The organism is Streptomyces sp. NPDC030995 (genome assembly GCF_055571215.1).
The window spans coordinates 413,988-440,834 of record NZ_JBVIFS010000003.1 but is presented as its reverse complement, the minus strand read 5'-3'; the positions used below and the strand labels follow the sequence as shown (position 1 = coordinate 440,834).

Here is a 26,847-nt window from a genome sequence, read left to right as displayed (position 1 = left end):
CCGTCCGTCTCACCCTCCGGCGGGCAGCCCGGTGCGCGGGGCGGTCGCCAGGTGGTCGCCCACTCGCTTGACCATCAGCGTCATCTCGTACGCGACCTGCCCGACGTCGGAGTCGGAGTCGGCCAGTACGGCGAGGCAGCTGCCGTCGCCCGCGGCCATGACGAAGAGGAAGGCCTCGTCGAGTTCGACCACGGTCTGGCGGACGCGGCCGGAGTCGAAGTGCCGGCCGACGCCCTTGGCCAGGCTGTGGAAGCCGGAGGACACCGCCGCCAGGTGCTCGCTGTCCTCGCGGGTCAGGTCCTTGGAGCTGCCGGTGGGCAGGCCGTCGCCGGAGAGGACCACCGCCTTGCGGATGGAGCCGACCCGGTCGACGAGCTCGTCCAGGAGCCAGTTGAGCGGACCGGAGCCGCGGCCCCTGCTGTCGTTGCCGGTCTGCGGTGCGGTCATCGACCGTCCCCCTCGTTCTCGGATCCGGGACCGCCGGCGGCGGATGTGCCTGCCTCGGTCCCGGACTGCTGTGCGTGCTGGTTGCGGCCCGCCGTCCAGCCACGCTGGAGTGCGGACATGCGCGTACGTACGTCTTCCGCGTCGCGGTCGGACGCCTGGTCGGCGGCGGCCTCGGCGGGTGCGGGCGACGGGGTCTTCTTGAGCTGGGGCGCCAGGTTGGCCTGCCGGACCCGGCGGGGCAGCCCGCCGGTGCCGGGGCCGGGTGCGGGGTCCGTGTCAGCGGATCCGGCTGCGGAGGCGGGGGCGGGCTGCGGGACCACGGACACCGGGCGGGGCTCCACCCGGCGGCCGTGCTCGGCGACCAGGGTCGGGGTGGGGCGGCGGCGGGGCAGCGGTACGGCTCCCGAGGAGCGGGGGCCGTCGGGGTGCGGGGCCTCCAGGCGCTGGGTCTCCAGCCGGACCGGGCCGGTGGGGGCGAGCGGCTCGCGGTCGCGGTGGCCCGTACGGGCGCCGCCGCGCTCGGCCGTGTGCCGGTCGGCGTGCGGGCGGTCCGCGGGGCGCAGGCCCAGCAGGGCGCTGCGCGGGATGCCGTTCGGCGGGGTCTCGTCGTCGAGCGTGGCCATGGCCGGGCGGCCCGCCGCGCCGGCGCGGCCCTTGATCCCGGTGGCGGGCCCGCCCAGGACCGCGGGGTCGTCGAGGCCGTCCAGGGCCTCCAGGGCGCCGCCGACGAGCGGGGCCTCCAGCTCGACCGGGCCGCGCAGTTCGGCGACGGGCAGCGGCCGGCCGGCCGGCGCGCGCTCCACGGCGGCGGGCGAGGGCCGCTCGGACGGCGTCCTGCCGACCTGGCCGGGCCGTGCGGCCCGGGTGAGCCGGGCGGGCTCGGGGCTCTGGGCGCCGTCCAGCCGCACGCCCGTGCCGTTGGTGTCGGGGGCGTCGGTGAGCAGGGCCGCCGGGAGGAAGACCACCGCGGTGGTGCCCCCGTACGGACTGTGCTGGAGGACGACCTTGACGCCGTGGCGCTGCGCGAGGCGGCTGACGACGAACAGGCCGAGGCGGTCGGTGTCGGAGAGTTCGAACTCGGGGGTCTCCGCGAGCCGGAGGTTCGCGTCGAGCAGTGCCTCCGGGGTCATGCCGAGGCCGCGGTCGTGGATCTCCAGGGTGAAACCGTTGGCCACGCGCTCGCCGTGCACCTGGACCGCGGTGTGCGGCGGCGAGAACACGGTGGCGTTCTCCAGGAGTTCGGCGATGAGGTGGGTGATGTCGGCGACGGCGGGACCGGCGATGCCGAGACGCGTGAGCCGGCGCACCTCGATGCGTTCGTAGTCCTCGACCTCGGCGACGGCGGCCCGTACGACGTCCATCAGCTGGACGGGCTTGCGCCACTGGCGGGAGGGTGCGGCGCCGGAGAGGATCACCAGGCCTTCGGCGTGGCGGCGCATGCGGGTGGTCATGTGGTCGAGGCGGAAGAGGTCGGCCAGCTCCTCGGTGTCCTCGGTACGGCGTTCCATGGTGTCGAGGAGGGTCAACTGGCGGTGCAGCAGCACCTGGTTGCGGCGGGCCAGGTTGACGAACACCTCGGAGACGCCGCGTCGCAGGTCGGCCTGCTTGACGGCGGCCTCGACGGCGGCGCGCTGGAGGGTGTTGAGGGCCTGGCCGACCTGGCCGACCTCGTCCTTCTCGTACTCCAGGTGGGGCGCCTCGGTCTCCACGTCCACGTGTTCGCCGGCGGCGAGGCGGCGCATCACGCCGGGCAGCCGGACGCCGGAGGCCTCGTGGGCCTCCTTGCGCAGCCGTGACAGGTCGCGGACCAGGTCGCGGCCGATGCGTACCGAGAGGACCACGGAGACGATCAGGGCGATGAAGCCGAGGACGCCGGCGACGGCGGCCTGGATCATGACGTCCATGGCGACGGGCTCGATGCGCTCCTGGTAGCGGTCGCCGGCCTCGGTGTTCATGGCCGCCAGGTCTTCGAGGACCTTGACGGCGGCCTCGTCCCACTGGGCAGCGGTGACGCTGCGCGGCTTGTTGACGGCGCCGCCCGCGATGAACCGCTCCTCGGCGTCGCGCAGGGGCTTGCTGTCGGGGTCCTTCCAGTACTGCTCGAAGCGCTCCCGGTCATCGGCGGGGAGGGTCACGAGGTTGAACTCGTAGAGCAGGGTGCGGTTCGCGGCGAAATCGGAGACGCGGCGGACGTCGGGCGCGGTGACGTTGCGCGCGGCGAGGGCGGAGGCGACGACGGCGTCCTCGCGGGAGAGCAGCTCGCGGGCGCGGCTGATGCCGACGAGGGCGCGGCCCTCCTTGTCGACCTCCACGTTGTCCAGGCCGTGGAGGTTCATGAGGAAGTCGTAACAGGGGTCGACGAGACGGTTGTAGAGCTCCAGGGCCTGGCTGGGGTCGAGGGCGTTCTGGTCGACCGAGTGGCGCATGGAGCCGATGCCGTGGAAGGCGGCGACGATCGAGCGCAGGCGCCGGACGCTCGCCGGGCTCATCTCGTCGAGGACCTTGGGGTCGCGGGCGCTCTCGGTGATCTGCTGGACGGCCTGGTCGGTCTCGGTGCGGCGCTTGACGAGGTCGGCGGTGGCGGTGGCGGCCCGGGGGTCGCCGAGGACGACGAGGGTCTGGCGCCGCTCCTTCTGGATGACGCGGACGACGTCCTCGACGGGGTAGCCGACCTTGTCGATGATGTAGGCCACGTCGAAGAGCTGGATCGCCTCACGACCGGTGATGACCGTGGCGAATCCCCAGAGGGCGGTCAGGGAGACGAGCGGCACAAGGAGCAACGCCACGATCTTCCGGCGGATGGACTTCCCGCGAAAGCGCATGGCCTCCCCAGCCTCCCCCAGGTCAACCCCGTTACCGGGGGTCGGTGTTCCGTCATTTAAACGGCGTGAGCCTACTACTGCCCGGGGGAAGGTTCGAAGGCGTGTCCGGACGTTTTCGGCCGGACACCTGGACGAAGATCACCAGTTGTCCGATACTTCCGGTCAAGAGCGGACCGATATGTGACTGATGACACTTGATGAGGCATCAGTTCCCGCAACCTGATGGATGGCTGGAATTATTCGTTCCGCGATCATCGGGGCTGGTGGAGGCATTCCGCGATTCGGGAATCTCTCGACGCCGCCGAACGTCTGTCTGTTCGAGGGGACGCATCGGGGTAGACGTGGTGGGGATAGGCATGGCGGACCGCGCGGTGGGGAGTGAGCGGACCATGAGCAAGTACGAGAACGGCGGCGGTGGTTCCCGGCAGGGGCTGTGGGTGGAGGAGCCGGCGCGGCGGCGCCGCATGCCGGATCCGGTGCGGACGGCCGCGGTGCGGGCGGTGCTGATCGTGTCCGTCACGCTGACCCAGGCGACGATCAGCTTCTTCCTGGCCCTGACCGGCTCCTGGCTGGCCTTCCCGATGGCGCTCGGCGCGGTCGGGGGGACGATCGTGGCCACGTGGGGCGTGCTGGACGTGTGGATCACCCGGCAGACGTGGAACCAGCGGTACGGGGTCCTGTCGGAGCCGAGCAGCACGGCGCGCAGCCGCCGCCGTGAGGCCCGCCGGGCCGCCCGGGCGGCCCGGGCCGCGCGCGAGAGCGGCCCGGGCCGAATACCCCGCGAGGACGGCCCCCTGGCGGCGTTCGGCCGCCGGTAACGGCTACCCGGGCCCGGGCCCGACGGACGGAGTCCGTCAAGAAGCGGAAGCGGTGGCGCTGCGGCGGAACATGCGGGTCGCCGTGATTTCGCCGTGGATGGTCTCCTCCTCCGGGGACTGCTGCGGCAGACCCGGGCGGAGGTGTTCCTCGACGCTGATGTACTTCAGGCCCGCCCGCAGGTCCGCGTCGTTGCGCAGGCGGATCACCAGCGGGAACTCGGCGAGGGCCGTGGTGTCGAACAGGCCGGTCGTGTACAGCAGCTGGACACCGAGCGCGTCGGAGACGGCCCGCTGGAGCTCCAGCAGGTACGTGGCGTTCGCGCGGCCGATCGGGTTGTCGAGGAACAGCGTGCCCGCGTGCCGGTGCTTGTCGCGGCCGCGGTCGTTGCTGCGCAGCGCCGCCATCGTGCAGTACAGCGCGATCGCCGCGGTCAGCAGCTGTCCGCCGGAGAACACGTCGCCCATCTGGCCCACCGGCACCCGCTCGGCGCGCAGCACCGCGTCCGGCTTGAGGATCTCCACCGCGATGCCCTTGGGTTCGAGGGCCGCCTGGACGCCCCTCAGCAGCAGGGACATGCCGTCGCGGCGGCCCTCGCCGAAGGAGGCGCTGCTGTTCTTCTTCACGGCCGTGCGGGTGGCCTCGTCGATGACCTCGCCGAGCCGCTCCGTGAGGGTGGCCTGGTCGGGCTCCTCGAAGCGGATCCGCAGGAACTCCTGGCCCGACCACTCCCCCAGGCCTTCCGGCAGCTGGGAGAGCCGCTGCGCGGAGCGGAGCGTGGCCAGGGCCGACTCCACGAGGCCGCGCAGGCGGTCGACGATGCTGTCGCGGTTGCGCTCCAGCTGGGCGAGTTCGTCGGTGAGGACGCGCAGCCGGGGGGCGAAGGCCGTGGCCCAGGCCGCCGCGTGCTCGGGCAGCGCGGAGGCGGGCAGTTCGCGGATCTGCTGGCGCGCGGGGGTGCGTACCTGCTCGTAGCGGCTGGCGTTGGCGTGCCGGACCAGGATGTCGCTCGCCTCGCGCACCGCGGCCTCGGCGGCCGAGAGGTCGGCCGCGCAGGCGCGCAGGGAGCGGCGGGCCTCGGTGGCCGACTGGCGGGCCTCCTCCAGGGTCCCCGGGTGGGCCACCGGCTCCTGCTCGTCGTCGGCGTGGGTGTGGTCGCGCAGCAGGTCCCGCAGCAGGGCGGCGGTCTCGTCGAAGCCGCCCGCGCCGTCCTCCGCGGTGCGGTGGGCGCGCAGCAGGTCCGCGTGGGCGGCCCGGGCGCTCTCCACGGCCGCGGTGTGGGCGGCGAGCTGGGCGGTGGCCGTACGCAGCAGTGCCTGCGCCTGGTCCACGTGCTCGGGGATCAGTTCCTCGGGCAGCTCGGTGTGCGCCTCGCCCTCGGCGGGGGCGTGCCGTTCGGCCTCGCCGCGCAGCCGGCCGAGCTGCTCGCTCGCGGTGGACGCGCGGGTCTCCAGCATCTGTACGAGGGACTCGGCGCGGGCGGCCGCGGCCTGCCGGGAGGGGCCGTCGGCGCCGTCGGTGCCTTCGAGGAGCTGGGCGGCGCGGGTACGGACCTTGTTGGTGAGGCGGTCGAGCTCGGCGAGGGCGGCGCTCTCGTCGCTCTCGGCGCGGGCCTGTTCGGCACGCAGGTCGGCGCCGACGCCGACCTTCTCGTAGAGCTGCGAGGCCGCGCGGTAGGCCTCGCGCAGGTCCGGGAGGGGCACGCGCCGGCCGCCCCCGTCGCCGTCGGGCAGCTGGTCGGGGGCCCCGGCGATCTCGGCGCGCTCGGCGCGCAGGGCGCGGGCGGTGCGGCGGGCGTCGTCGGCGGCGCGCTGGGCGGCGCGGCGGTCCTCGTCGGCGGCGCGGGCCCGGTCCAGGCAGACCTCGGCGCGGGCCTCGGACTCGGCGGCGTCGTCGGCGAGTTCGCGGAGCCGGGCCTGCCAGCCGGCGCGTTCGCGCAGGCGGAAGGCGAGGCCGGCGAGGGCGTCGGCGACGCGGCGGGCGCGCTGGGCGGTGTCCTGGCGCTCCTCGCGGACGCGGGCGGCGTCGGCGGCGGCCTCGTCGGCCTCGGCGCGTACCGTACGGGCCTCCGCGAGCTCGGCGTCGGCCTCCTCGGCGAACGTACGGGCGGCCGCGGCCTGCTGCGCGAGTTCGGCGAGGCGGCCGGGCGGGCAGCCGGTGCGCCACGAGGCGAGGCGGGCGGCGAGCTCGCGGTCACCGGCGAGGCGGGCGGCCAGGTCCCGGATCTCGGTGTCGCGGGCGGTCGCGCGGGTGCGCAGTGCCTGGCGCTCCTCGTCGGCGGCGTGCTCGTCGTGCATGGCCGGGTTCGGCGGTACGAGGAACACCGCGTCGTCGTCGGTCTGCGGGACGGGGGCCAGCAGGGCGGCGGCCGTGCCGACGGCGACGGCGGAGCGGGGCAGCAGGGCGGCGGCGGACAGCACCTCGCGGGCCCGGCTGTGGGTGTCGGGGTCGGTGATGACGACGCCGTCGACGAGTTCGGGGCGGGCGGCGAGGACCGCGGCGTGGTCGGCGGGGTCCACGGACTGGGCGAGGTAGCGCCAGCCCGGGAGGGCGGGGATGCCGTGCTCGCCGAGGTACTCCACGGTGGCCAGGACGTCGGGGCCGGGCGGCAGCAGGCCGCCGTCGCCGAGCGCGCCGAGGATGCGGGCGTCGTCGGCGGCGGCGGTGCGCAGCTCGAACAACTGCCGTTCGGCCGCTGCGACTCCGTCGGTCAGCAGGGTCCGGAGGTCGTCGGCGCCCCGGTCCAGGTCCTCGACGGTGAGCCATCCGGCGGGGGTGGCGTGCTGGGCCGCGCCCGGCGCGGTGTCCTGGCCGGGCCCGGCCGCGCCGTCACCGGAGCGCGGGGACGGGACCGAGGCGTTCGGGAACGAGGCGTTCGGAACCGAGGCGTTCGGGGCCGACGGGAGGCCCAGGAGAGCCGCCAGGCGCGGGGATTCGGCGAGGGAGGCGGCGGCCCGGTGTTCGGCCTCGTGGGCGGACTCGGCCGCGTCCGCGGCGTCGGCCGCGCGGGCGGCGGTGAGCTCGGCGCGGGATTCCGCGGCGGCGGCCTCGCGGGCGGCTTCGGCTGCGGCGCGGGCGGCTTCGCGCGATTCGTCCCAGGCGGCCACGGCGGTCTTCTCCGCGTCGGTGGCGGCGAGGGCGGCGCGGGCCGGGTCGGCATCGGGCGCGGAGTCATCGAGCCAGCCGGCGCGGACGGCCTCGGCGGTCTCCTGCTGGACTTCGGCGAGGCGCGAGCGGAGGTGTTCGGCCTCGCTGCGGGCCCGCTGGGCGGCCGTGGCGGCGTCGGTGGCATCGCGGTGGGCGGCCTCGCCGGTGGCTTGGAGGGCGGCGGAACGCTCCTCCTCCTCGTTGGCGAGCCGCTCACCGTGCTCGGCGGCGGTGTGCAGGGCCCGTACGAGCTCACCCGCGGCGGTGGCGCGCGCGGCGAGCGCCGGGGCGGCGTCCCGCTCGGCCTCCAGGATCGCGGCGGCGACGCGGGCGGAGCGGTCGGCGGCGGCGCGGTGGCGGAGCACGATCTCGGCGGCCTGCCACGCGGAGTGCAGCGTGCGGGCTTCGAGCAGTTCGCGGCGCTGGGCGGCGGCGGCCTTGTCCGCGACGGTCAGGGCCAGCGAGGCGTGCCGGTAGGCGAGTTCGGCGGAGACGGCGGCGCTGCGGTCGCGTGCGGACTCGGCGGCGGTGACCTCGTGGGCGGCGCCGGTGACCCGCTGGGCGAGGTCGGCGGCCCGGCCGCGGTCCTCGGTGGCGCGGGCGGACAGCCTGCGGGCGAGGGTGCGCGTACGGCGTTCCGCGCCCGCGTGGACGTCGCGCAGCCGCGAGCGGGTCGCGGCGGCCTCGACGATGCGGGTGAGGAGGTCCACCGAGCCCGCGGTGAAGTCCCGTTCGGCCATGAGCTCGGCGCGGCGGCCGAGCTTGTTGCCGAAGCCGTGGACGAGGTCGGCGAGGCCGTCGGTGTCCCGGGTGTCGGTGACGGCCCGCAGCAGGAGGTCGGTGAAGTCCGAGTCCTTCTTCACCGCGAAGAGGCCGGCCGCCTCGCCCTCGTCGGCGTTCATCTCGCGCTGGTAGCGGAAGAGTTCGGGGTCGAGGCCGAGCTCGGTGAGGTGCTCGTTCCAGCGGTCGTGGATCTCCTCGAAGTACACCTCGAGGTGCGGGTAGGCCTTGCCGGCCTCGGTGAGGGCGTCGCGGAAGCCCTTCATGGTGCGGCGGCGGCCCTGGGCGCCGGAGGCGCCTTCGACGGGCGGGCGCACGGCGGTGGCCTCGGCGACGGGCAGGTTGTCGAGGCCGAGGCCCGGGCCGGGGCGGAAGGAGTACCAGGCCTCGGCGAACTTGCGCGGGTCGTTGGAGACCTGGCGGCCGCGCCATTCGCTGACCTTGCCGACGACCACGCACTCGCCGGTCTGGGTGTGCTGCCACTCCAGGGCGACGTGGCCGCAGTCGTCGGCGAGCAGGAACTTGCGCAGCACGCCGGAGCTGGCGCCGCCGAGGGTGTTGCGGTGGCCGGGGAGCATCACCGAGAAGATCAGCTTGAGCAGGACGGACTTGCCGCCGCCGTTCTCCAGGAAGAGCACGCCCGCGGGCGCGGGGCGGCGCGGCGGGCCGGTGGGCTCGTCCTCGAAGAACTCCGCCTGGGCCGGCGCCGGGTGGGGCACCGGCTCGCCGACTCCGCGCAGGTCGAGCACGGTGTCGGCGTAGCGCGCACCGGCGGGCCCGATGGAGTAGAGGCGGATCCGGGACAGCTCGTACATGGCGGCGGACTCTCGTGGTGTCTTGGTGCGGACGTACGGATGTACGGAGGGCGGGTGGCTCAGGCGTGGAACGGGAGACCGGCGTCGGCGGCCAGGTCCAGGTCGTCGCCCTCGGGCGGCGGCAGGAGGGTGGCGGAGCCGTCGCTGACGGGGACCACGCCGAGTTCCAGGAGCTCGGCCATCGCCGCGCTGCCCGCCATGTCGCGGACCTGGAGCTGGTAGCGGGGGGTGGTGCGGTAGGTGCCGCCGGCCTCGTCACCGGTGCGCTGGAGGAAACCGGAGTCGGTGAGGAAGGCGGCGGCCTTGCCCACGATGCCGGTGGTGGACCCGGCGAGGCGGCGGGCGTCCTTGGTGGCGCCGGTCGCGCTGCGGCGGGCGTAGACGCGCCAGGCGGCTTCCAGGCCGGGGGCGTCGGAGGCCGGGTCGGTGTTCTCGCCGAGCTCCTCGGCGCGCTCCTCCAGGCGGCGGCAGGTCTGCCGGACGAAGGCGTCGACGCCGTTGACGGTGATGCGCCCGATGTAGCCGTCGTCGGCGAGGTCCTCGGGGCGCGGGAAGGCCAGGGCGGCGACGGCGAGGTGGGCGAGGCCGTGCAGGAACCGGTCGGCGGAGTCGGCGGCGGTGCGGCGGGCGTAGTCACCCATCCGGACGGCGAAGACGGAGTCCTCGCCTGCGGCGACGGCCATGCCGGCGCGCGGGGACACCTCCAGGACGACGAGGCCGAGGCCGGTGGCGACGGCGTCGGCGAGGCGGCCGAAGGCCGGGTCCTCGCGGTAGCGGCGGAGCAGCTCGGCGTACTCGGCGTCACGGGCGGGGAGCAGCTTGGGCTGGAGCCCGAAGGCGACGAGCCGGGCCGCGTCGGCGGCGTCCGCCGGGGTCACCGGGGCGGCGCCCCGCGCCGGCGCGGCCGTGACCGGCTGCACGGGCTCGCTCCACGCGGTGGGCTCGGCGTGGTGGTCGCTCACGGGTACGTCTCCTCGGCGGTGCGGATGGTGCGGGTGGTGCGGGCCAAATCCAGCCTCGTCGGCGTTTGAGGCGCGGGGTCTGGGGCAGCGCCCTGGGGGCACCCCCCAGCGGTAGCCGGGGGAGAAACCCGGCTCCGCCGGGCACCGGGCTCCGCCCGGACCCGCTCCTCAAACGCCGGAGGGGCTGAATCGGGAGCCGGCGGGGCTGAGATGGCGACGCCGGTCATGAGGCCTCCGCGCGATCGGCGGCCATGCCCGCGGCGTCGAGGAGGGCGGTGCCGACGATGAGGTCGGCGCCGCCGAACTCGTGGTCGTCGAGCTGCGTGCCGTCGTCCACCGCGAAGAGCAGGCGCTCCTCCCCCTGACGGTACGCCGTGCCGACGGCCGGGCTCGCCGCGTGGACGGCCAGCAGGGCTACCAGGTACGGCAGGTCCGGGTCGCTGCGGCGGGCCTCCGCGAGGAGTCCGGACAGCCGGCGGGGGGCGTCGTGCGGGAGGTCCAGGAGCTCCATCGCGGCGGCGAGCTGCTCCTCGCTGAAGCGGCTGTCGTCCGGGGTGGCGATGAGGTCCGGCTCCGGCATCTCCGCGCCGAGGTGCTCGCGCTCCACGGGCGGGGTGAGCAGGATCTCGACCAGGTCGGCCACCCGCACCGAGACGGGCGTACGCAGCCCCGCGCCGGAGGCGAAGAAGGCGTCGGTCACCCGGCTCGCCTGCTCCAGGGGAAGCGGCAGCAGCGGGGCCACGAGCTGGCCGTACAGGTCGATGCCGGAGCGCGGCGCGGGGGCGGCGAAGGCCTGGCGGTCCTGCTCGGCACGGAACAGCGGGCCCGCGTCCAGCAGCCGGGACTGGAGCTGGGTGTGCCGGCGGATGCAGTCCTTGACGATGTCGACGAGCTCGGCGGCGCGCCGCTTGTTCTCGGGCTCCTCCGCCTCGTCACGCGCCTTGCGGATGTTCGTCAGGATCGCGTTCTCGTGCCGGTAGCGGTCGGCGACGTGGTCGAGGGCCTCGGCGATCATGTCGGGGACGGCCTGGAGCCAGTCCACCGCCCGGACGTTGCGCCGCGTCGCGTCCAGCGTGCGGCGCAGGGTCTCCGCGTACTGGACGGTCCGGTAGCGGGCCTGTTCGGCCGCGAGCTGGGCGTCGGCCAGCCGCCCGCGGCTGATCAGCACCTCCAGCTTGACCTCGGCGGCGATCTGGGCGCTGGTCACGTCGGTGTCGAGGGCGCCGACCAGCACGTTGACGGCCTCGTCGGTGGTGCGCAGGTAGACCGCGCCGCCGTAGCCGGGGACCTCTTCGATCAGCTTGAAGTCGTAGTCCCGGCGGACGTAGACACCGTCCGGGCCGAAGGTGCCGTAGATCGCGCGGAAGCCGCGGTCGACGCTGCCGACGTTGATCAGGTTCTCCAGCACCCAGCGGGCCACCCGCTCGTGCTCGGCCGCCGGACGCGAGGGGGCCTGGGCGGCGACGCGGGGCAGCAGCCTGGCCACTATCTGCTCGTGGTCGGCGCCCGTGTCGAAGTCCATGTTGAGCGTGACCAGGTCGATCGCGGCCAGCGCGACCTCCGCCATCGCGTAGACCCCGTACTCGCCGGCCAGATTGGCCTTGCGTACGTCGAGGTCGTGCAGCGGGGCGGTGCAGGCGAGGGCGCGAAGCCGCCGGGCCAGGCCCTCGTCGGCGGCCGGGCCCGGCGCCGGGGACGGAAGGGTCTTCGCCGGGGCGGGGAGAGTCACGGACAAAGACTAGGCGCTGACCCTGACAACATCCCAAACGGCATGGTTCGGCCGGATCGTCCCGGGCCGCCTGCTCTACGCTCGGCGCATGGATTCCATGATCGCATCCGCACCCGTGATCGACCTCAACGCCGACCTCGGCGAGGGCTTCGGGCGCTGGACGCTCACCGACGACGAGGCCCTGCTGTCCGTCGTGACGAGCGCCAATGTGGCCTGCGGCTTCCACGCCGGGGACCCGTCCATCATGCGCCGGGTCTGCGAGCTGGCCGCCGAGCGGGGGGTGCGGATCGGGGCCCAGGTGTCCTACCGCGACCTCGCCGGCTTCGGCCGGCGCTCCATGGACGTGCCGGCCGGCGAGCTGGCGGACGAGGTGGCCTACCAGATCGGGGCGCTGGAGGTGTTCGCGCGGGCGGCCGGCTCCCGGGTGTCGTACGTGAAACCGCACGGCGCGCTCTACAACCGCACCGTGCACGACGCCGATCAGGCGGCCGCCGTGGTCGCGGGTGTCCGGCTGGCGGCCGGGTCCGGTGCCACGGGCGGCCTGCCGGTGCTCGGGCTGCCCGGGTCGCTGCTGCTCGTCGCCGCCGAGGAGGCCGGGCTGGCCCCCGTACCGGAGGCCTTCGCCGACCGCGCCTACACGCCGGCCGGGACCCTGGTGCCGCGCGGCGAGCCGGGGGCGGTGCTGCACGAACCGGACGCCGTGGTCGCACGGGCGGTCGAGATGGCCGCGCGGGGCGCGGTGACGGCCGCCGACGGCTCCCGGGTGGCCGTGGCCGCGCGCTCGCTGTGCCTGCACGGGGACACCCCGGGAGCGGCCGGGCTCGCGCTGCGGGTCCGGGAGGCCCTGGGCGCCGCCGGGGTGCGGGTGGAGGCCTTCGCGTGAGGACCCTGGTGGTCGGCGGCGAGGCGCTGCTCGTCGAACTGGACTCCGCGGCGGAGGTGGCCGCGCTCCACGCGGAACTGCTGCGCCGCCGGGACGCGGGCGAGCTGGGCCCCGTACGGGACCTGGTGCCCGCGGCCCGGACCGTACTGCTGGACGGCGTACGGGATCCGGCCGCGCTCGGCGACCGGATCGCCCGGTGGGAGGTGCCCCCGCTCGCGGAGTCGCAGGGGCCGCTGGTCAACGTCCCGGTGCGGTACGACGGGCCGGACCTGGCGGAGGTGGCCCGGCTGTGGGGGGTGGCTCCGCGGGAGGTGGCGGGCCTCGTCGGCGGCACGGTCTTCCGGGTGGCCTTCTGTGGTTTCGCGCCCGGCTTCGGCTACCTGACGGGGCTTCCGGAGCACTTGCACCTGCCCCGCCGGGACACTCCCCGTACGGCCGTCCCGGCGGGCTCGCTGGCCCTCGCCGGGGAGTACGCGGGGGTGTACCCGCGCTCCTCCCCCGGCGGCTGGCAGCTGATCGGCTCCACGGACGCCGTGCTCTGGGACCCGGAACGCGAACCGGCGGCGCTGTTCGCCCCGGGGGTACGGGTGCGGTTCACGGAGGTGACCCGATGAGCGGGCTGCTGGTGGTGCGGCCGGGGGCGCTGACCACCGTCCAGGACCGGGGGCGGCCGGGACACGCGCACCTGGGGGTGCCGCGCAGCGGGGCGCTGGACACGGCGGCGTACGCGCTGGCCAACCGGCTGCTCGGCAACCCGCCGGGCGCGGCGGCGCTGGAGACGACCCTCGACGGGGTCGGCCTCCGGGCGCTGACCGCCACGGTCGTGGCGGTCACGGGCGCGCCCTGTTCCGTACGGGTCTCCGGGCGCCCGGCGGCCTGGGGAGCGCCGGTCGGGCTGCCGGCCGGGGCGGAGCTGGAGGTGGGCGGGGCGGAGTCGGGGCTGCGCAGCTACGTCGCCGTGCGGGGAGGCCTGAGCGTCCCGCCGGTCCTGGGCAGTCGCGCGACGGACCTGCTGTCCGGCCTGGGGCCGCCGGTGCTCCTCGCCGGGACGCTGCTGCCGGTGGGCCCCCCGGGCCCGGATCCGGCGCCCGGCGCGGACGCCTGCGGCCTGCCCGGGCCGCCTGCGGAGCTGCTGCTCCCGCTGCGGCTCGGGCCGCGGGCGGACTGGTTCACGGAGGCCTCGCTCGACGGGCTGTGGCGTGCGGTGTTCCGGGTGTCGGCGATGTCCAACCGCATCGGCCTGCGCACGGAGGGCGGTTCCGCCCTGGTCCGCGGCCGCCCGGGCGAACTCCCCAGCGAGGGCATGGTGCTGGGCGCGGTCCAGGTCCCGCCGGACGGCCTGCCGGTGGTGTTCCTGGCCGACCACCCGGTGACGGGCGGCTACCCGGTGGTGGGCGTGGTCCCGCCGGGCCCGGCCCTGGACGCGGCGGCGCAGGCCCGGCCGGGTACGCCCGTCAGGTTCCTCCGGTCCCGATGAAACGTTCCGGGGCGCTGCGGCCAAGTACAGGGTGAGGGGGCCGACGGGGTCCCCGACGCAGGGGAGGAACCGGGTGCGCAGCCCACGACACGAGACCGGACCACCGGATCTCACCACGCCCGAGGGGTTCGGCGCGTTCTACGAGGAGCACATCGACGCGGTCCTCGGCTTCGTCACCCGCCGGGTCGCCGACCCGCACCTGGCGGCCGACCTGACGGCCGACATCTTTCTCGCGGCGATGGGATCGGCCGGGGCCTACCGGGGCCACAGGGGAGCCCCGGTCGCCTGGCTGTTCGGCATAGCCCGCAACGTCCTGTCGGGCCATGCCCGGGGACGCGCCCGCGAGAGCGGCGCGCTGGCGCGGCTCAGCGGACGCCGGCTGCTCGACGACGAGGACGTCGCGGCGCTGGAGGAACGGATCGACGCGCAGCGGGCCTTCAGGGCCCTGGCCGAGCGCCATGCGGCGCTGTCCGAGCCGCTGCGCGCCGCGCTCGACCTGGTCGTCGTCGACGAACTCACCCCGGCCGAGGCCGCGCAGGCCCTCGGCGTCACCCAGGCGACCGTCCGGGTCCGCCTGCACCGGGCCCGGCGCGCGCTGAGCGCCCCGGGCGCCGTCACCGAACGCCAGTTGGAGGTAGCCCGATGAGCACCCGGCCCAGCGGCTTCGAGGACCGGCTGAAGGCCGCGCTCCTGGCCCGCCTCCCGGAGGCCCCGGCCCCGTCGCCGGCACCCACCTCCGCCCGCCGCTATGGCATCCCCCTCGTGGTGGGCGTCGCCACGGCCGCCGTCGTCGCCGTCATGGCCCTGCCCGGCAGCGCCCGCAACGGCTCGCTGCCCGCCGGTGGTCCCACCGCCTCGCCGAGCCCCTCGGCCACGGACGCGCCCGAGATCAAGAAGGATCCGGACGGCTCGCTCCGGTTCAAGCTGCCCGAGAACAACCAGATCCCGGCCCTGGTGGACGAGCTGAAGGCACTGGGGGTCCCCGCCGTTCTGATCCCGATGCGGCCGCGGTCCCAGTGCTCCGAGCCCGGCGGTGGGTACCGCGGTCCGCAGGCCGACCCGGAGGCCGAGATCATGCAGTCCGGCAAGGGCGACTTCGACCTGAAGGTCAACGCGAAGACGGTCCCCCCGGGGTACTCGCTCACGTTCGAATGGGCGGAGTACCACCCGCTGGGTCAGTGGGGGCGCGGCGTCGGCGTGATCGAGACGTCCAAGGTCGCGTCCTGCCACATCGACTACTCCGAGGGCTTGGAAGAAGCGCTGAAGGCGGCCACCGAGCCGCCGAAGGACACTGGCAAGACGATCGAGGTCGCGGTGCCCACGCCTGATGAACTGCCCGAACTGGTGAAGAGGCTTCAGGCGCAGGGGGTCAGCGTCGCGGTGACCGAGATGAAGCCCGCGTCGGAGTGCTCGCACATGGGTGGCGGCTACCGCGGTCCGCAGGCCGACCCCGAGGCCGATCTGTTCCGCATGGGGGGCGGAACCACGTTGAAGATCAACTCGAAGACGGTCCCTCCGGGTTACACGCTCGTGTTCTCGAAGGCCAGGCCATCAAGCCCTTACGCGCAGGTCCGGTACGGCGTGAAGGAGACGTCGAAGGTCACGCCCTGCGAGATCGACTTCTCCCCGAGCGACGAAGAACAGGCCAGGTTGCAGGCCGATTTGCAGGCCAAGCTCAAGGAACGCCAGGGCAGTTCCCAGCCTCCTGCGTCACCGCCCAGTACGTCATCGCGGTAAGCCCGGCCTTCCGCCCCGGCCCCTCAGGGCCGGGGCGCACGCGTGCCCGCGACGAGACGACCACGATCAGGTGTCGGCAGGGCTCGATGGCCGGCACGCGGAACGGCCCCGCCTTCAGGCCCGGTTCGATCCGGATGCCCGTCGGCCGGGGCCGTTCGCGTTCCCGAAACGTGGAACCGCAGTGCCGCCCACGGTGTCCCTCCTACACGGGGGACTCCGGCGCGATCCGGCTCCGCACGGCCGACTGGACGTCCTCTTCCTCCGCCGGGTCCGCCGCCAGGCGGCGCAGCCGGGGCGCGACCCGCGCGTCGGCGGTTTCGGCGTGGTGGGCCGCCACCTCGCGGGTGGTCTCCTCGCAGTCCCAGAGGCACTCGACCGCGAAGCCCGCCGCGAAGGAGGGGTCCGTGCTGGCCAGGGCGCGCGCGGCCCGGCCGCGCAGGTGGGACGAGGCCGTCTCGCGGTAGATGTGGCGCAGTACGGGGGCCGCGCAGCCGATCGCGAGGCGGCCGGCTCCGTCGACCAGGGCGAACAGCCGCTGCGTGTCCGGGCCGGAGCCGCGGACCGTGGAGCGCAGGGCGCCCAGGACCAGGGACGCGTCCTCGGCTCCGCCCCGAGCGGCCAGGGTGGCCGCGGCGGCCGCGCCCAGCGCGTCGGGGCGGTGGACCCAGCGCCGGGCCCGATCGACGGCCTCGGAGCCGCACATGCGCTCGTAGGCGGCCACGGCGGGCTCGTCGGCGGCGGCTTCGATGAGGTCCAGCACGGCCGGGTTGTCCGGTTCGGCGAGGACCAGGTGGTGCAGGGCGGTGGCGCGGGCCGCCTCGCCGGAGGCACCGGCGGCGGCCGCGAGGATGGCGGCCCGGTCCTCGGGCGCGGCCACGGCGGCCAGGCAGCGCGCGGCGGGCACGTGCAGCGGCGTGCCGCGGCGCAGCCCGTCGGCGGCCCAGTCGAAGACGGCCTGGACTCCCCAGCCCGGCCGGGGCCCGTTCGGGGTGAGCTGGCGCTGCCAGCGGTCGAAGGAGCCCTGCTGACGGGCGGCGCGCAGGCGCTCCCCGTACTGCGGCGACTCCTCCCACAGCCACCACGGCCGGGGCTCGTACGCGTCGCGGACGGCGGCGGCCAGCCGCGCCTCGCCCTCCGCCGTGGCGGGGAAGCGGGCCAGGACGGGCGCGGCCAGGGACCGCAGCCCCTCGTCGTCGTCGCGCAGGGCGAGCTCGTCGAGGGCCCAGGCCCAGTTCGCCCCGGAGGCGGCGTACCGGCGCAGCAGCATGAGCGCGTCGTCGCGGCCGTACGAGGCCAGGTGGCCCAGCACGGACAGGGCGAGGCCGGTCCGGTGGTCCTCCTCGTCGAGGAGGTCCTCGGCGCTGAAGAGGTGGGCCTCGATCTCGCCCAGGGGGCCGTCGAGATCCAGGTACAGCCTGGCGTAGTACAGCGAGCGGTTCTCGACCTGCCAGTCCTGGCGCGGGTCGCGGAGCACGCACTGGTTGAGGGCCTCGAGGGCCTCCGCCCTGGGTGCCGCGAGTGCGTGCAGCGTGCCGTCGCCGCGGCCCCGCTGGAGGAGCCCGAGCAGGGTGCCGCTCGGCGCTATGACTGGTTCGAACATGGGAATGGCCTCAAATCAAGCTGGGGACGCAACCGGGAATCGGGATTCACAGGGCCGCGTAACAGCATGTGAGGACGTCCGCCGTCATGTTCCGCTCGATGTAGACCATTGCCTTCTCACTCTCGTCGGTGCTTCGTGACCATGGGAGCCGGTTCCGCAGGGCCGGGCCGGGACACCCGTTGTGTCCTGCCCGCTCCTGCCCGTCCCCCGTGCTCGCGAATCGAATCCGACGCCATGATGACCCAGCCGGTTTGTGCACCGCGACCACATTTACGGCCGCCGTGACCAACCTGTGAGGTCTGTGGCGCTCCCAGCCCGGCAAAAAGCGGACTACTTGGCTCCGAAGAGTTCCAGCAGGTCGGCCTTTGCGAACATGCGCGCCGTGTCCACGGCGGAGGGGGTTCCGGCGTTCGGATCGGCCCCGCCGGCGAGCAGGGCGCGGATGACGGCCTCCTCGCCCTTGAAGACGGCGCCGGCGAGCGGGGTCTGGCCGCGGTCGTTGGCGCGGTCGGCCTCGGCGCCGCGGGCGAGCAGGGCCGTGACGGCGTCGGCGTGGCCGTGGTAGGCGGCGAGCATGACCAGGGTGTCGCCGCGGTCGTTGGTGAGGTTCGCCGGGACCCCGGCGTCGAGGTAGGCGGTGAGCGTCTGCGTCTCCCCCTGGCGGGCGAGGTCGAAGATCTTGGTGGCCAGTTCGATGACGTCCTCGTCGGGGACTTCGCCGGAGGCGCCTTCGGTGTGCTCGCTCATCGTGCGTACCGCCTTTCACTCGCTGCTGGCATGAAGCTTCCCCGGGCCGTGCGGGCAGGGGGGCGCACGGCGCTGCGTCCGTACGGGTGAATCGCCAGAGTAGCGCCCTGGCCTGCACATGTACGGCCCGGGCCGAGGCAAGGATCACCCAGCACCCCCTGCGCGCCGGACGCGCCAGCCGGGGTGAGCCGGTCAAGTGAAAAACTCACGGATTCACTCTTATGCACCTTTTGTCGCATTGATACTTCCTGTGAGCCTGGAAGAACTGATGGTGACTGTCCCCACCAACCAGGAGAACCTCTCATGGTCCTGTCCATCTCAGGCGTGGTCCTGCTCGGCATCATCTGCTTCCTCTTCTTCAAGAAGGACGGGATGAAGCTGACGCACGCGTTCGTCTGCTCGCTCTTCGGCTTCTTCCTCGCCGGCTCCGCCATCGCCCCGAGCATCACGGCGAGCACGGCCAGCCTCGCGAGCCTGCTCGGCGGGATCAAGCTCTAGCCCGGCCACCCCGCAGCGCACGACCAGCAACACCCGAAACACCCGTCACACCCACAACTCCAGGAGACGCCCGTGGCCCGGCGCCCACTTCCCCGCATCCTCAGCAGCGGCACCACGTCGCTGGCCCGGGGCCGCGACCTCGCTCGCACGGCCGCCGACAGTGCCACGGACGTCCTCCATCCGCTCCTCACCATCGGACGCGGCCTGCGCATCCTGGCCTCGGCCGGGCGGCGCAAGTGGGCCGAGACCCCCAAGGACAAGCGTGGTCCCGCGCTGTTCCTGGGAGCCGCCTGCGTCCTCGTGGTCGCACTGGTCCCCTACGGCCCGCTCATCGCCCTGATCACCCTCATGGCGGCGGCGGCCTGGCAGGGCCGCGACCGCAATCCGGTGAAGACCGGGCCCAGCGATGCCGAGACCGAACGGCTCGGCTCCCTCTACGAAGCCCTCGTGCCGTACTTCTCCATCCCGGAGGACCCCAGTCCGCTCTTCGCCCACGGCGGGGAGTGGGACAAGGCCTTCAGCGGCTACGAGTTCGACGAGGCGGGCCGCATCACCCGGCTCCACATCCGCTACCCGGCCTACTTCACCGATGGCGAGGCCGCCTCAAGGGCCCGGATCGAGGCACTGCTGCACGCCAAGTCCGGGCGCGGACGCGAGTATCTCTTCGACTGGGACGAGGAGGGCAACCAGCTCGACCTGAGTGTGCTGGCGGCGCTGCCGACGGGCATCGCCGCCCAGCCGTTCGTCACCTCGCCCGGCGAGACCGTGCTCGGCTTCACCGACGCCGGCAGCGTGCAGCGCACCCTGCCCGTCCTGGAGGGCGACGAGCCCCGCGACGTGCCGCCGGTCATCTGGCGCACCGGGCCCCGCTCCACCGAACCCCACCTGCTGGCCGTCGGCCAGCCCCGCAGCGGCACCTCCACCCTGCTCCGTTCCATCGCCCTCCAGGCCCTGCGGCACGGCGGCGACGTCATGATCGTCGAAGGCGGCGGCAGCGGCGATTACGCCTGCCTGGCCGGCCGCAGCGGCGTCCTCGCCGTGGAATGCGGGCCGACCGGGGCGCAGGCCACCATGGAATGGGCCGCGCGGGAGACCGAGCGGCGGCTCATCGCCACCCACCGGGCCCGGGAGGCCGGCCGGCCGGCGCCCGAGGACACCCGGCGCCCCCTGTGGATCCTGCTGGACCAGCCGAGCGTGCTGGCCCACCTCGCCGTCGCCGAAGGGCGCCCCGACCCGCTGGCCCAGTTGCAGGTGCCGCTGCGGCACGGGCGGCCCGCGCACGTCACGGTGGTGGTGGCCGAGCAGTTCGACCACCTGGAGCTGCTGCACGACGCCGTCTGGCAGCACACCCGCGCCCGGGTCGTGCTCGGGCCCGCCGCGATCCAGCAGATCGCCGACGTGCTGGGGCTGCCGCCGCACACCACGCCGACGGCCCACGTGCCGCCGGGCCGCGGGTACGCCCGGCTCGGTACCGGTCCCGTACACCGCTTGCAGGTGCCCGCCACCCCGGACCCGTACGACGAGGCCACGCACCCGGTGTACCGGCAGGCCGTACTGGAGCTGCTGCCGCAGCGGCCGGCGCCGGGCGCGGGAGGCGGCCAGGGCCACACCACGCCGGGCAAACCGCTCCAGGGGCAGCCGCCGGCCCAGGGCTCGGCTCTGGATGCCCCGGAGATTCCGGAGGTGCCGGCCGAGGCTCCGTAGGACGCGGCCCAATCCAGCCTCGCCGGCGTTTGAGGCGTGGGGTCTGGGGCGGAGCCCCAGTTTCGGGAAGGGGCGGGGTGGGGGAAGGATCCGCGCAGCGGCGCACTGGCTACCGGTGCCCTCCCCGGCGGGGTCGGGTCGGGGGCCGGTTCCGACGGGGCCGGGCGCGCGCCGGGGCGTCTCCTCGGGCGCCGAACGTGGCCAGGGGTCGGGTAGTGCGGCGGTGTTGTGTTCGGCGCCCTGCGGGGACGCCCCGACGCACACCCGGCCCCGCCGAAACCGGCGGGCGGGGGCCCGTGCGGCCTGCGGGGCGCCCCGGCGCAATCAGCGGTTACGCCACGAAGGTGCGCGGCGGCTCCGCCCCGCCGCCGCCCGCGCCCGTGCCGACCAGCCGGGCCGCAGCCGCCAGCCGGGACGCGGCCTCCTCGGCCACCGGCCCGCCCACGGTGAAGGGCAGCCGGACATAGCCCTCGAAGGCCCCGTCCACGCCGAACCGCGGCCCCGAGGGGACCCGTACGCCCACCCGCTCCCCCACCTCGGCCAGCCGGGACCCGGAGAGCCCGCCGGCGCGGGCCCACAGGGTCAGCCCGCCCTGGGGCACCTCGAACTCCCAGTCCGGGAGCTCCCGGCGCACCGCCGCGACCAGCGCGTCGCGGTTGTCCCGGGCCTGGTCGCGGCGGATCCCGACGGCCTCCCGCCAGCCCCCGGTCCGCATCAGCCAGTTCACCGCGAGCTGTTCCAGCACGGGCGTGCCCAGGTCGGCGTAGGCGCGGGCGGCCACCAGGCTGCGGATGACGTCGGGGGCGGCGCGGACCCAGCCGATCCGCATGCCCGCCCAGAAGGCCTTGCTGGCGGAGCCCACGGTGATGACCGTGCTGCCGGCCGGGTCGAAGGAGCAGACCGGCCGGGGCATCTCCAGGTCCGGGTCCAGCTGGAGCTCCAGCATGGTCTCGTCGGCGACCAGGACGGTGCCGGCCGACCGGGCGGCCTCCACCATGGCGCGGCGCTGCTCCTCGGAGGCCAGGGCTCCGGTCGGGTTGTGGAAGTCGGCGACGACGTAGGCGAGGCGGGGGGCCGAGTCGCGCAGCACCTGCCGCCAGACGTCCATGTCCCAGCCGGCCAGCCCGTCGGCCATGGCGACGGGGACCAGGCGCACCCCGGCGGCGCGCATGAGCTGGAGGATGTTCGCGTAGGAGGGGGACTCGACGGCGATCCGCTCCCCGCGCCCGGCGAAGAGGCTGCAGATGGCGTCGATCGCGCCCATGGCACCGGTGGTGACCATGATCTGCTCGGGCATGGTGGGGATGCCCTGCTCGGTGTAGCGGTCGGCGAGCATCCGGCGCAGCGCGGGCAGGCCGGCCGGGTAGTCCCCGTGGGTGTGCGCGTACGGCGGCAGCTCCTCCAGCGCCCCTTGGACGGCCTTGGTGAGCCAGGGCTCGGGGGCGGGCAGGGCGGCGCAGCCGAGGTCGATCATCGAGCCGAGGGACTCGGGCGGCAGCGGCTCCAGACCGCGGGCGGGCAGCGGGTTCCCGGCCGGTACGGAGGTCCAGCTGCCGGCGCCCCGGCGCGATTCCAGGAACCCCTCCCCGCGCAGGGCCTCATACGCGGCGGCGACCGTGGTGCGGCTGAGGGAGAGGGCGACGGCCAGCTCCCGCTCGGCGGGGAGCCGGGCGGCGACCGGGACGCGGCCCTCCAGGACGAGGAGGCGGATCCCGTCGGCGAGGGTGCGGTACGCGGGCGGTTTGCGGGCGCCGGAGACGGCGGTCCGCTCCTGCTGCGAGCTGATGAGACGGGCGAGCTGAGCGGCGCCGACCGCTGAGGTCCATTCGGCCATGGCGTCCGGTCCACCTTCGTCGGATTGGCCTCGACGGAGCACGTCGGGGGCCTGGATTGGATTGATACCTGCGGCACAGACTGTCACGCGCCAGTCCACTCGCACCAGGGGCCTCGGCCTTCGCACCCGGGCGCGGGCTCGGGCGGCACCCGACACGGCCCCGGTCGCGTCCGCCGTTCACCTCGCCGACCACCGGCCCCTCCCGCCACGGGGGATACTGCCGCCGTGACGCACGTACGCCTTCGCCATCCGTATCTGGACCACCCGGCTCCGATTCCCTTCGCGCACCGGGGAGGTGCCGCGGACGGCCTGGAGAACACCGCCGCCGCCTTCCGCCGGGCGGCCGACGCGGGCTACCGGTACTTCGAGACCGATGTGCACGCCACGGCCGACGGGAAGCTCGTCGCCTTCCACGACTCCACCCTGGACCGGGTCACCGACGGCCGGGGCCGGATCGCCGAGCTGCCCTGGGCGCGGGTCCGCGAGGCCCGCGTGGCGGGCACCGAGCCGCTGCCGCTGTTCGAGGAGCTCCTGGAGGAGTTCCCGGACGCCCGCTGGAACATCGACGTCAAGGCCGAATCGGCGCTGCACCCGCTGGTGAACCTGATCGCGCGGACCGGGATCTGGGACCGGGTCTGCGTGGGCTCCTTCTCGGAGAGCCGGGTGGCCCGCGCCCAGAAGATCGCCGGCCCCCGGCTGGCGACCTCCTACGGGGTGCGCGGGGTGGTCGGCCTTCGGCTGCGCTCGTACGCGATCCCGGCGGCGCTGCGCGTGGGGGCGGTGGCGGCCCAGGTGCCCGAGACCCAGGCGGGCATCCGCGTGGTCGACCGGCGCTTCGTACGGACCGCGCACGAGCGCGGACTCCAGGTGCACGTGTGGACCGTGAACGAACCGGAACGTATGGAGGCTCTCCTCGACCTGGGTGTCGATGGCATCATGACCGACCAGATCGACATCTTGCGCACGGTGCTGGACCGGCGCGGAGCCTGGGCCTGACTCGCTCTTGGGCCGCCGCGCGGGCCCGGCGGCCGCTGCGGTACGGGGACCAGCGAGGGGGACACCACATGAGTGCCGAAGACACCAGGAAGACCGGCGAAGCGGAACCGGGTGCGGAGCCGGGCGCGGAGGACGGCAGACCGGCCGTCACGTCCGCGGCCGCGACGGCTGCGGCGGCCGCGCGCAAGCGCGAACAGCGGGGCTGGTACTTCTACGACTTCGCCGTCTCGGTGTACTCGGCGAGCGTGCTCACCGTGTTCCTCGGGCCGTACCTGACCTCGATCGCCAAGGCCGCCGCCGACGCCGAGGGCTTCGTGCACCCGCTGGGCATCCCGGTGCGGGCCGGTTCCTTCTTCGCCTACTCGGTCTCGGCCTCGGTGATCCTGGCCGTCCTGATGATGCCGCTGGCCGGGGCGGTCGCGGACCGGACCGGCCGCAAGAAGCCGCTGCTGGCGGTGGCCGCGTACACGGGCGCCGCGGCGACGGCCGGGATGTTCTTCCTCGGCGGTGAGCGCTACCTGCTGGGCGGGCTGCTGCTGATCGTGGCCAACGCCTCGCTGTCCGTCTCGATGGTGCTCTACAACGCCTATCTGCCGCAGATCTCCACGCCCGACGAGCGGGACACCGTCTCCTCGCGGGGCTGGGCCTTCGGCTACACCGCGGGCTCGCTGATGCTCGTGGTGAACCTGGTGCTCTACATGGGCCACGACTCCTTCGGCCTCACCGAGGGCATGGCGGTACGGATCTGTCTGGCCTCGGCGGGCCTGTGGTGGGGCGCCTTCGCGCTGATCCCGCTGCGCCGGCTGCGGGACCGGGCCGTGGTCCGGGAGCCGGGGTCGGCGCCGGCGCTCAGCGGCTGGAAGCAGCTCGTCGCGACGCTGAGGGACATGCGGCGCTACCCGCTGACCCTGTCGTTCCTGCTCGCGTACCTGATCTACAACGACGGCGTGCAGACGGTGATCTCCCAGGCCTCCATCTACGGCTCGGAGGAGCTGGAACTGGAGCAGTCCACGCTGATCGGGGCGGTGCTGCTGGTGCAGATCCTGGCGGTGGCGGGCGCGCTGGGGATGGGCCGGCTGGCGCGGATCTACGGTGCCAAGCGGACGATCCTGGGCTCGCTGGCCGCATGGGCGGTGACGCTGGCGGCCGGCTACTTCCTGCCCGCCAGGACTCCGGTGTGGTTCTTCGCGCTCGCCTCGATGATCGGGCTGGTGCTGGGCGGCAGCCAGGCGCTGTCGCGCTCGCTGTTCTCGCACCTGGTGCCGGCGGGCAAGGAGGCCGAGTACTTCTCGGCGTACGAGATGAGCGACCGCGGGCTGAGCTGGGTGGGGCCGCTCGTGTTCGGCCTGACCTACCAGGTCACGGGCAGCTACCGGGACGCGATCATCTCGCTGGTGGTCTTCTTCGCACTGGGATTCGTGCTGCTGGCGAGAGTGCCGGTGCGGCGCGCGGTGGAAGCGGCAGGCAATCCTGTACCGGAGCGGATCTGAGAGCGGGTCCACGAGCGCGCACGGCCCGGATCCACGAACGAATTCCGAACGAATTTAGACGTTGAAGCAAAGGGCCGGTAGTGTACGCCTTTGGCCTGCCAGGCGGACCGTTACTGCGCGCTTGAGAAGTGTAGACGTTGGGTGACATCTGCTGCCAGATGTGACAAAACGGGCATTGGTGGGTACAACAAGGGGCGGCACGACGGGCGACGCATGACCCGGAGCGGGAATCTATACCGCAGTCCGGACGTTGACCGGATGACGACGACAGCGACACCTGTCCTGTGGGCGACAAAGCCCGGGAGGCACGATTCATGAGTGAGCGAGCTCTCCGCGGTACGCGCCTCGTGGTTACCAGCTACGAGACGGACCGCGGCATCGATCTGGCCCCGCGCCAGGCGGTGGAGTACGCATGCCAGAACGGACATCGATTTGAGATGCCGTTCTCGGTTGAGGCAGACATTCCGCCGGAGTGGGAGTGCAAGGCGTGCGGCGCCATGGCACTCCTGGTGGACGGGGACGGGCCCGAAGAGAAGAAGGGCAAGCCTGCGCGAACGCACTGGGACATGCTCATGGAGCGGCGCACCCGCGAGGAGCTGGAGGAAGTGCTGGCCGAGAGGCTTGCGGTCCTTCGTTCCGGCGCCATGAACATTGCCGTGCATCCGCGGGACAGCCGCAAGTCCGCCTGACAGCCGGACGAACAGATAAGCCGAAGGGGCCCCGCCACACTCAGTGTGGCGGGGCCCCTTCGGCTTTCTCCTGCCCGTCGGCTCCTACGGGGCCAGGGGCGGGCGGTACGTCGTGTCCGGGCCGTCGTGCTGCTGCCCGGGCCGGTCCTCGCGGATGACCTCGCCCTGGACGATCTTGCCGTCGGGGTAGTGGATGCGGGCCTGCTGGAAGGCGTCGCCGAAGGGGCCGGCCGGAGCCGAAGCCATCTTCCGCTCCAGCGAGCGGGCCGCCCGGCGGCCCAACCAGGCCCGGACGGGCGGGAGCAGCAGGAACAGGGCCGCCACATCGGAGAGCAGGCCCGGCAGCATCAGGAGCAGGCCCGCCAGCATGGTGAGGCCGTTGCCCCGGCCGGGCTGCTGCGGGGTGGGCTGCTGCCCCTGCTGGGCCTGCTGGAAGGTGTCCGCCAGGTTCTTGAAGGCCCGCCGCCCCGCCCGCTTGATGACCACCGCGCCGAGGACCATCCCGCCCGCGAGCAGCGCGGCGACGGTCACCCCACCGGCGGCTCCGGCGACCAGGCTGAGCAGCCAGATCTCCAGGATCAGCCAGGCGGCGATCGCCAGGGGGAGGAAGGTGCGGGCGGGCGAGCGCCGCCGGGGGGCGGTCGAGGTACCCGACCGCATGGATCCAGTGCCGGTCGTCATACCGACCAGTGTGCCCGGAGCCGCGTAAAAGTGGCCTCAGCCGGAGGTACCGGACATCCCCTAGGGGGTGTGTCCGGGGTCCGTCAGACCTTGCGGTCCGGCTTGCCCAGCAGCTTGGCCGCCTGGGCCTTGAGACCCCACTGGGTAACCCGCCACAGGGCCTCCACCACGATGTCCTTGCTCATCTTGCTGTCGCCGAACTCACGCTCGACGAAGGTGATGGGCACCTCCACCACGCGGAAACCCTTCTGCACGGCCCTGCGGGCCAGGTCGACCTGGAAGCAGTAGCCCGCGGAGGCCACCTCGTCCAGGCCGAGGCCCTCCAGGGTCTCGCGGCGGAAGGCGCGGTAGCCGCCGGTCACGTCGCGGATCGGGACGTTCAGCATCAGCCGGGAGTACGTCGAACCGCCGCGCGAGAGGATCTCGCGGCTCTTGGGCCAGTTCACGACCCGGCCGCCCGGCACCCAGCGGGAGCCGAGGACCAGGTCGGCACCGGCCAGCGCGGTGAGCAGCCGGGGCAGCTCCTCCGGCTGGTGGGAGCCGTCGGCGTCCATCTCGACGATCACCCCGTACCCGGCCTCCAGGGCCCAGACGAAGCCCGCCAGGTAGGCGGCGCCCAGCCCCTCCTTGCCCTTGCGGTGCAGGACGTGCACGTGGTCGTCGCCGGCCGCCAGCTCGTCGGCGAGCTTGCCGGTGCCGTCGGGGCTGTTGTCGTCCGCGACCAGGATGTGGGCCTCGGGCACCGCCGCACGGACGCGGCCGACGATCAGCCCGATGTTCTCCGCCTCGTTGTAGGTCGGAATGATCACCAAGGCTGTACCGAGCGGCCCGTAGGTCCGCTGTCCGCCGTCGCTCACTGAGTCCCCTTTTGTGCGCTTGCACGTCCTGTACGTCTGGTCGCAGAGGATGACTTTAGAACAGCGGTCGGGGCCCGCGGTCCTTCGGGCCGGTCAGAAGGCCGCTGGATGCGGGCCGCCGTGACCGTTGTCTACT

21 protein-coding genes are annotated in these 26,847 nt (G+C 74.1%); 11 read left to right on the top strand and 10 right to left on the bottom strand.

Annotation, left to right across the window (positions count from 1 at the left end):
* Window positions 1-9 precede the first annotated feature (9 nt).
* Both ACZ45T_RS08295 and ACZ45T_RS08290 read right to left on the bottom strand, forming a co-directional pair.
* Window positions 10-447 (bottom strand): roadblock/LC7 domain-containing protein, encoded by a 438-nt coding sequence (locus tag ACZ45T_RS08295; RefSeq protein ID WP_360900949.1) that lies wholly within the window; start codon window positions 445-447, stop codon window positions 10-12.
* Entirely contained in the window at window positions 444-3,269 is a 2,826-nt protein-coding gene (locus tag ACZ45T_RS08290) for a sensor histidine kinase (protein WP_468438672.1), read from the bottom strand. Before ACZ45T_RS08290 ends, ACZ45T_RS08295 begins: the two co-directional genes overlap by 4 nt.
* A gap of 389 nt (window positions 3,270-3,658) precedes the next feature.
* Between ACZ45T_RS08290 and ACZ45T_RS08285 the strand changes: the two genes are divergently transcribed.
* Window positions 3,659-4,087, top strand: coding sequence for a hypothetical protein (locus tag ACZ45T_RS08285; protein ID WP_468438670.1), 429 nt, complete (start codon window positions 3,659-3,661; stop codon window positions 4,085-4,087).
* A 36-nt stretch (window positions 4,088-4,123) separates the two neighbouring features.
* Here ACZ45T_RS08285 and ACZ45T_RS08280 read toward each other — a convergent pair whose 3' ends face one another.
* From ACZ45T_RS08280 to ACZ45T_RS08270, 3 genes are all read right to left on the bottom strand, one after another.
* Window positions 4,124-8,827, bottom strand: coding sequence for a hypothetical protein (locus ACZ45T_RS08280; protein ID WP_468438668.1), 4,704 nt, complete (start codon window positions 8,825-8,827; stop codon window positions 4,124-4,126).
* Between the two features lie 59 nt (window positions 8,828-8,886).
* Window positions 8,887-9,789: a hypothetical protein gene (locus ACZ45T_RS08275; RefSeq protein ID WP_468438666.1), complete on the bottom strand. Its 903-nt coding sequence runs from the start codon at window positions 9,787-9,789 to the stop codon at window positions 8,887-8,889.
* A gap of 223 nt (window positions 9,790-10,012) precedes the next feature.
* A complete protein-coding gene (locus ACZ45T_RS08270) occupies window positions 10,013-11,518 on the bottom strand; it encodes a hypothetical protein (RefSeq protein ID WP_468438664.1) in 1,506 nt (501 codons plus the stop codon).
* A gap of 115 nt (window positions 11,519-11,633) precedes the next feature.
* Here ACZ45T_RS08270 and ACZ45T_RS08265 point away from each other — a divergent pair, with 115 nt between their 5' ends.
* The 5 genes from ACZ45T_RS08265 (at window position 11,634) to ACZ45T_RS08245 (ending at window position 15,615) form a co-directional block, all read left to right on the top strand.
* Window positions 11,634-12,401 carry a LamB/YcsF family protein gene (locus ACZ45T_RS08265; RefSeq protein WP_468438756.1) on the top strand — a complete coding sequence of 256 codons (768 nt, stop codon included), beginning with the start codon at window positions 11,634-11,636 and terminating at the stop codon, window positions 12,399-12,401.
* Window positions 12,398-13,015 carry a 5-oxoprolinase subunit B family protein gene (locus ACZ45T_RS08260; protein WP_468438662.1) on the top strand — a complete coding sequence of 206 codons (618 nt, stop codon included), beginning with the start codon at window positions 12,398-12,400 and terminating at the stop codon, window positions 13,013-13,015. Before ACZ45T_RS08265 ends, ACZ45T_RS08260 begins: the two co-directional genes overlap by 4 nt.
* Window positions 13,012-13,878, top strand: coding sequence for a 5-oxoprolinase subunit C family protein (locus ACZ45T_RS08255; RefSeq protein WP_468438660.1), 867 nt, complete (start codon window positions 13,012-13,014; stop codon window positions 13,876-13,878). Before ACZ45T_RS08260 ends, ACZ45T_RS08255 begins: the two co-directional genes overlap by 4 nt.
* A 73-nt stretch (window positions 13,879-13,951) precedes the next feature.
* A complete protein-coding gene (locus tag ACZ45T_RS08250; protein ID WP_468438657.1) occupies window positions 13,952-14,524 on the top strand; it encodes an RNA polymerase sigma factor in 573 nt (190 codons plus the stop codon).
* Entirely contained in the window at window positions 14,521-15,615 is a 1,095-nt protein-coding gene (locus tag ACZ45T_RS08245; protein ID WP_468438655.1) for a hypothetical protein, read from the top strand. Before ACZ45T_RS08250 ends, ACZ45T_RS08245 begins: the two co-directional genes overlap by 4 nt.
* A gap of 202 nt (window positions 15,616-15,817) precedes the next feature.
* On the opposite strand, the gene ACZ45T_RS08240 is transcribed toward ACZ45T_RS08245, so the two are convergent.
* A complete protein-coding gene (locus ACZ45T_RS08240) occupies window positions 15,818-17,215 on the bottom strand; it encodes a HEAT repeat domain-containing protein (protein ID WP_468438653.1) in 1,398 nt (465 codons plus the stop codon).
* A gap of 330 nt (window positions 17,216-17,545) precedes the next feature.
* Window positions 17,546-17,962 carry an ankyrin repeat domain-containing protein gene (locus ACZ45T_RS08235; protein WP_468438651.1) on the bottom strand — a complete coding sequence of 139 codons (417 nt, stop codon included), beginning with the start codon at window positions 17,960-17,962 and terminating at the stop codon, window positions 17,546-17,548.
* Between the two features lie 303 nt (window positions 17,963-18,265).
* Between ACZ45T_RS08235 and ACZ45T_RS08230 the strand changes: the two genes are divergently transcribed.
* Together ACZ45T_RS08230 and ACZ45T_RS08225 are read left to right on the top strand one after the other, a co-directional pair.
* Entirely contained in the window at window positions 18,266-18,460 is a 195-nt protein-coding gene (locus ACZ45T_RS08230; protein WP_030031218.1) for a hypothetical protein, read from the top strand.
* Window positions 18,461-18,532: 72 nt separating this feature from the next.
* Window positions 18,533-20,164: a hypothetical protein gene (locus ACZ45T_RS08225; RefSeq protein WP_468438649.1), complete on the top strand. Its 1,632-nt coding sequence runs from the start codon at window positions 18,533-18,535 to the stop codon at window positions 20,162-20,164.
* Window positions 20,165-20,495: 331 nt separating this feature from the next.
* Here the strand turns inward: ACZ45T_RS08225 and ACZ45T_RS08220 are convergent, their stop codons facing one another.
* A complete protein-coding gene (locus ACZ45T_RS08220) occupies window positions 20,496-21,998 on the bottom strand; it encodes an SCO1417 family PLP biosynthesis transcription factor (protein ID WP_468438647.1) in 1,503 nt (500 codons plus the stop codon).
* Window positions 21,999-22,223: 225 nt separating this feature from the next.
* Here ACZ45T_RS08220 and ACZ45T_RS08215 point away from each other — a divergent pair, with 225 nt between their 5' ends.
* The 3 genes from ACZ45T_RS08215 to ACZ45T_RS08205 all read left to right on the top strand — a co-directional run bounded on the left by ACZ45T_RS08215 (window position 22,224) and on the right by ACZ45T_RS08205 (window position 25,173).
* Window positions 22,224-22,994, top strand: a complete 771-nt coding sequence (locus ACZ45T_RS08215; RefSeq protein WP_468438646.1) for a glycerophosphodiester phosphodiesterase family protein — start codon at window positions 22,224-22,226, stop codon at window positions 22,992-22,994.
* 68 nt (window positions 22,995-23,062) lie between these two features.
* Window positions 23,063-24,484, top strand: coding sequence for an MFS transporter (locus ACZ45T_RS08210; RefSeq protein ID WP_468438644.1), 1,422 nt, complete (start codon window positions 23,063-23,065; stop codon window positions 24,482-24,484).
* 314 nt (window positions 24,485-24,798) lie between these two features.
* Window positions 24,799-25,173 (top strand): RNA polymerase-binding protein RbpA, encoded by a 375-nt coding sequence (locus tag ACZ45T_RS08205; RefSeq protein WP_031146696.1) that lies wholly within the window; start codon window positions 24,799-24,801, stop codon window positions 25,171-25,173.
* Between the two features lie 84 nt (window positions 25,174-25,257).
* On the opposite strand, the gene fxsA is transcribed toward ACZ45T_RS08205, so the two are convergent.
* Window positions 25,258-25,854 carry an FxsA family membrane protein gene (fxsA, locus tag ACZ45T_RS08200; protein ID WP_468438641.1) on the bottom strand — a complete coding sequence of 199 codons (597 nt, stop codon included), beginning with the start codon at window positions 25,852-25,854 and terminating at the stop codon, window positions 25,258-25,260.
* An 83-nt stretch (window positions 25,855-25,937) separates the two neighbouring features.
* Window positions 25,938-26,711, bottom strand: a complete 774-nt coding sequence (locus ACZ45T_RS08195; protein ID WP_468438639.1) for a polyprenol monophosphomannose synthase — start codon at window positions 26,709-26,711, stop codon at window positions 25,938-25,940.
* Window positions 26,712-26,847: the final 136 nt, after the last annotated feature.

What these genes read in the sequence shown, in the direction of transcription:
- ACZ45T_RS08295 (WP_360900949.1), bottom strand. Translation starts at nt 447, where the DNA reads ATGACCGCACCGCAGACCGGCAACGACAGCAGGGGCCGCGGCTCCGGT.
- ACZ45T_RS08290 (WP_468438672.1), bottom strand. Translation starts at nt 3,269, where the DNA reads ATGCGCTTTCGCGGGAAGTCCATCCGCCGGAAGATCGTGGCGTTGCTC.
- ACZ45T_RS08285 (WP_468438670.1), top strand. Translation starts at nt 3,659, where the DNA reads ATGAGCAAGTACGAGAACGGCGGCGGTGGTTCCCGGCAGGGGCTGTGG.
- ACZ45T_RS08280 (WP_468438668.1), bottom strand. Translation starts at nt 8,827, where the DNA reads ATGTACGAGCTGTCCCGGATCCGCCTCTACTCCATCGGGCCCGCCGGT.
- ACZ45T_RS08255 (WP_468438660.1), top strand. Translation starts at nt 13,012, where the DNA reads ATGAGCGGGCTGCTGGTGGTGCGGCCGGGGGCGCTGACCACCGTCCAG.
- ACZ45T_RS08245 (WP_468438655.1), top strand. Translation starts at nt 14,521, where the DNA reads ATGAGCACCCGGCCCAGCGGCTTCGAGGACCGGCTGAAGGCCGCGCTC.
- ACZ45T_RS08240 (WP_468438653.1), bottom strand. Translation starts at nt 17,215, where the DNA reads ATGTTCGAACCAGTCATAGCGCCGAGCGGCACCCTGCTCGGGCTCCTC.
- ACZ45T_RS08235 (WP_468438651.1), bottom strand. Translation starts at nt 17,962, where the DNA reads ATGAGCGAGCACACCGAAGGCGCCTCCGGCGAAGTCCCCGACGAGGAC.
- ACZ45T_RS08230 (WP_030031218.1), top strand. Translation starts at nt 18,266, where the DNA reads ATGGTCCTGTCCATCTCAGGCGTGGTCCTGCTCGGCATCATCTGCTTC.
- ACZ45T_RS08220 (WP_468438647.1), bottom strand. Translation starts at nt 21,998, where the DNA reads ATGGCCGAATGGACCTCAGCGGTCGGCGCCGCTCAGCTCGCCCGTCTC.
- ACZ45T_RS08210 (WP_468438644.1), top strand. Translation starts at nt 23,063, where the DNA reads ATGAGTGCCGAAGACACCAGGAAGACCGGCGAAGCGGAACCGGGTGCG.
- ACZ45T_RS08205 (WP_031146696.1), top strand. Translation starts at nt 24,799, where the DNA reads ATGAGTGAGCGAGCTCTCCGCGGTACGCGCCTCGTGGTTACCAGCTAC.
- fxsA (WP_468438641.1), bottom strand. Translation starts at nt 25,854, where the DNA reads ATGACGACCGGCACTGGATCCATGCGGTCGGGTACCTCGACCGCCCCC.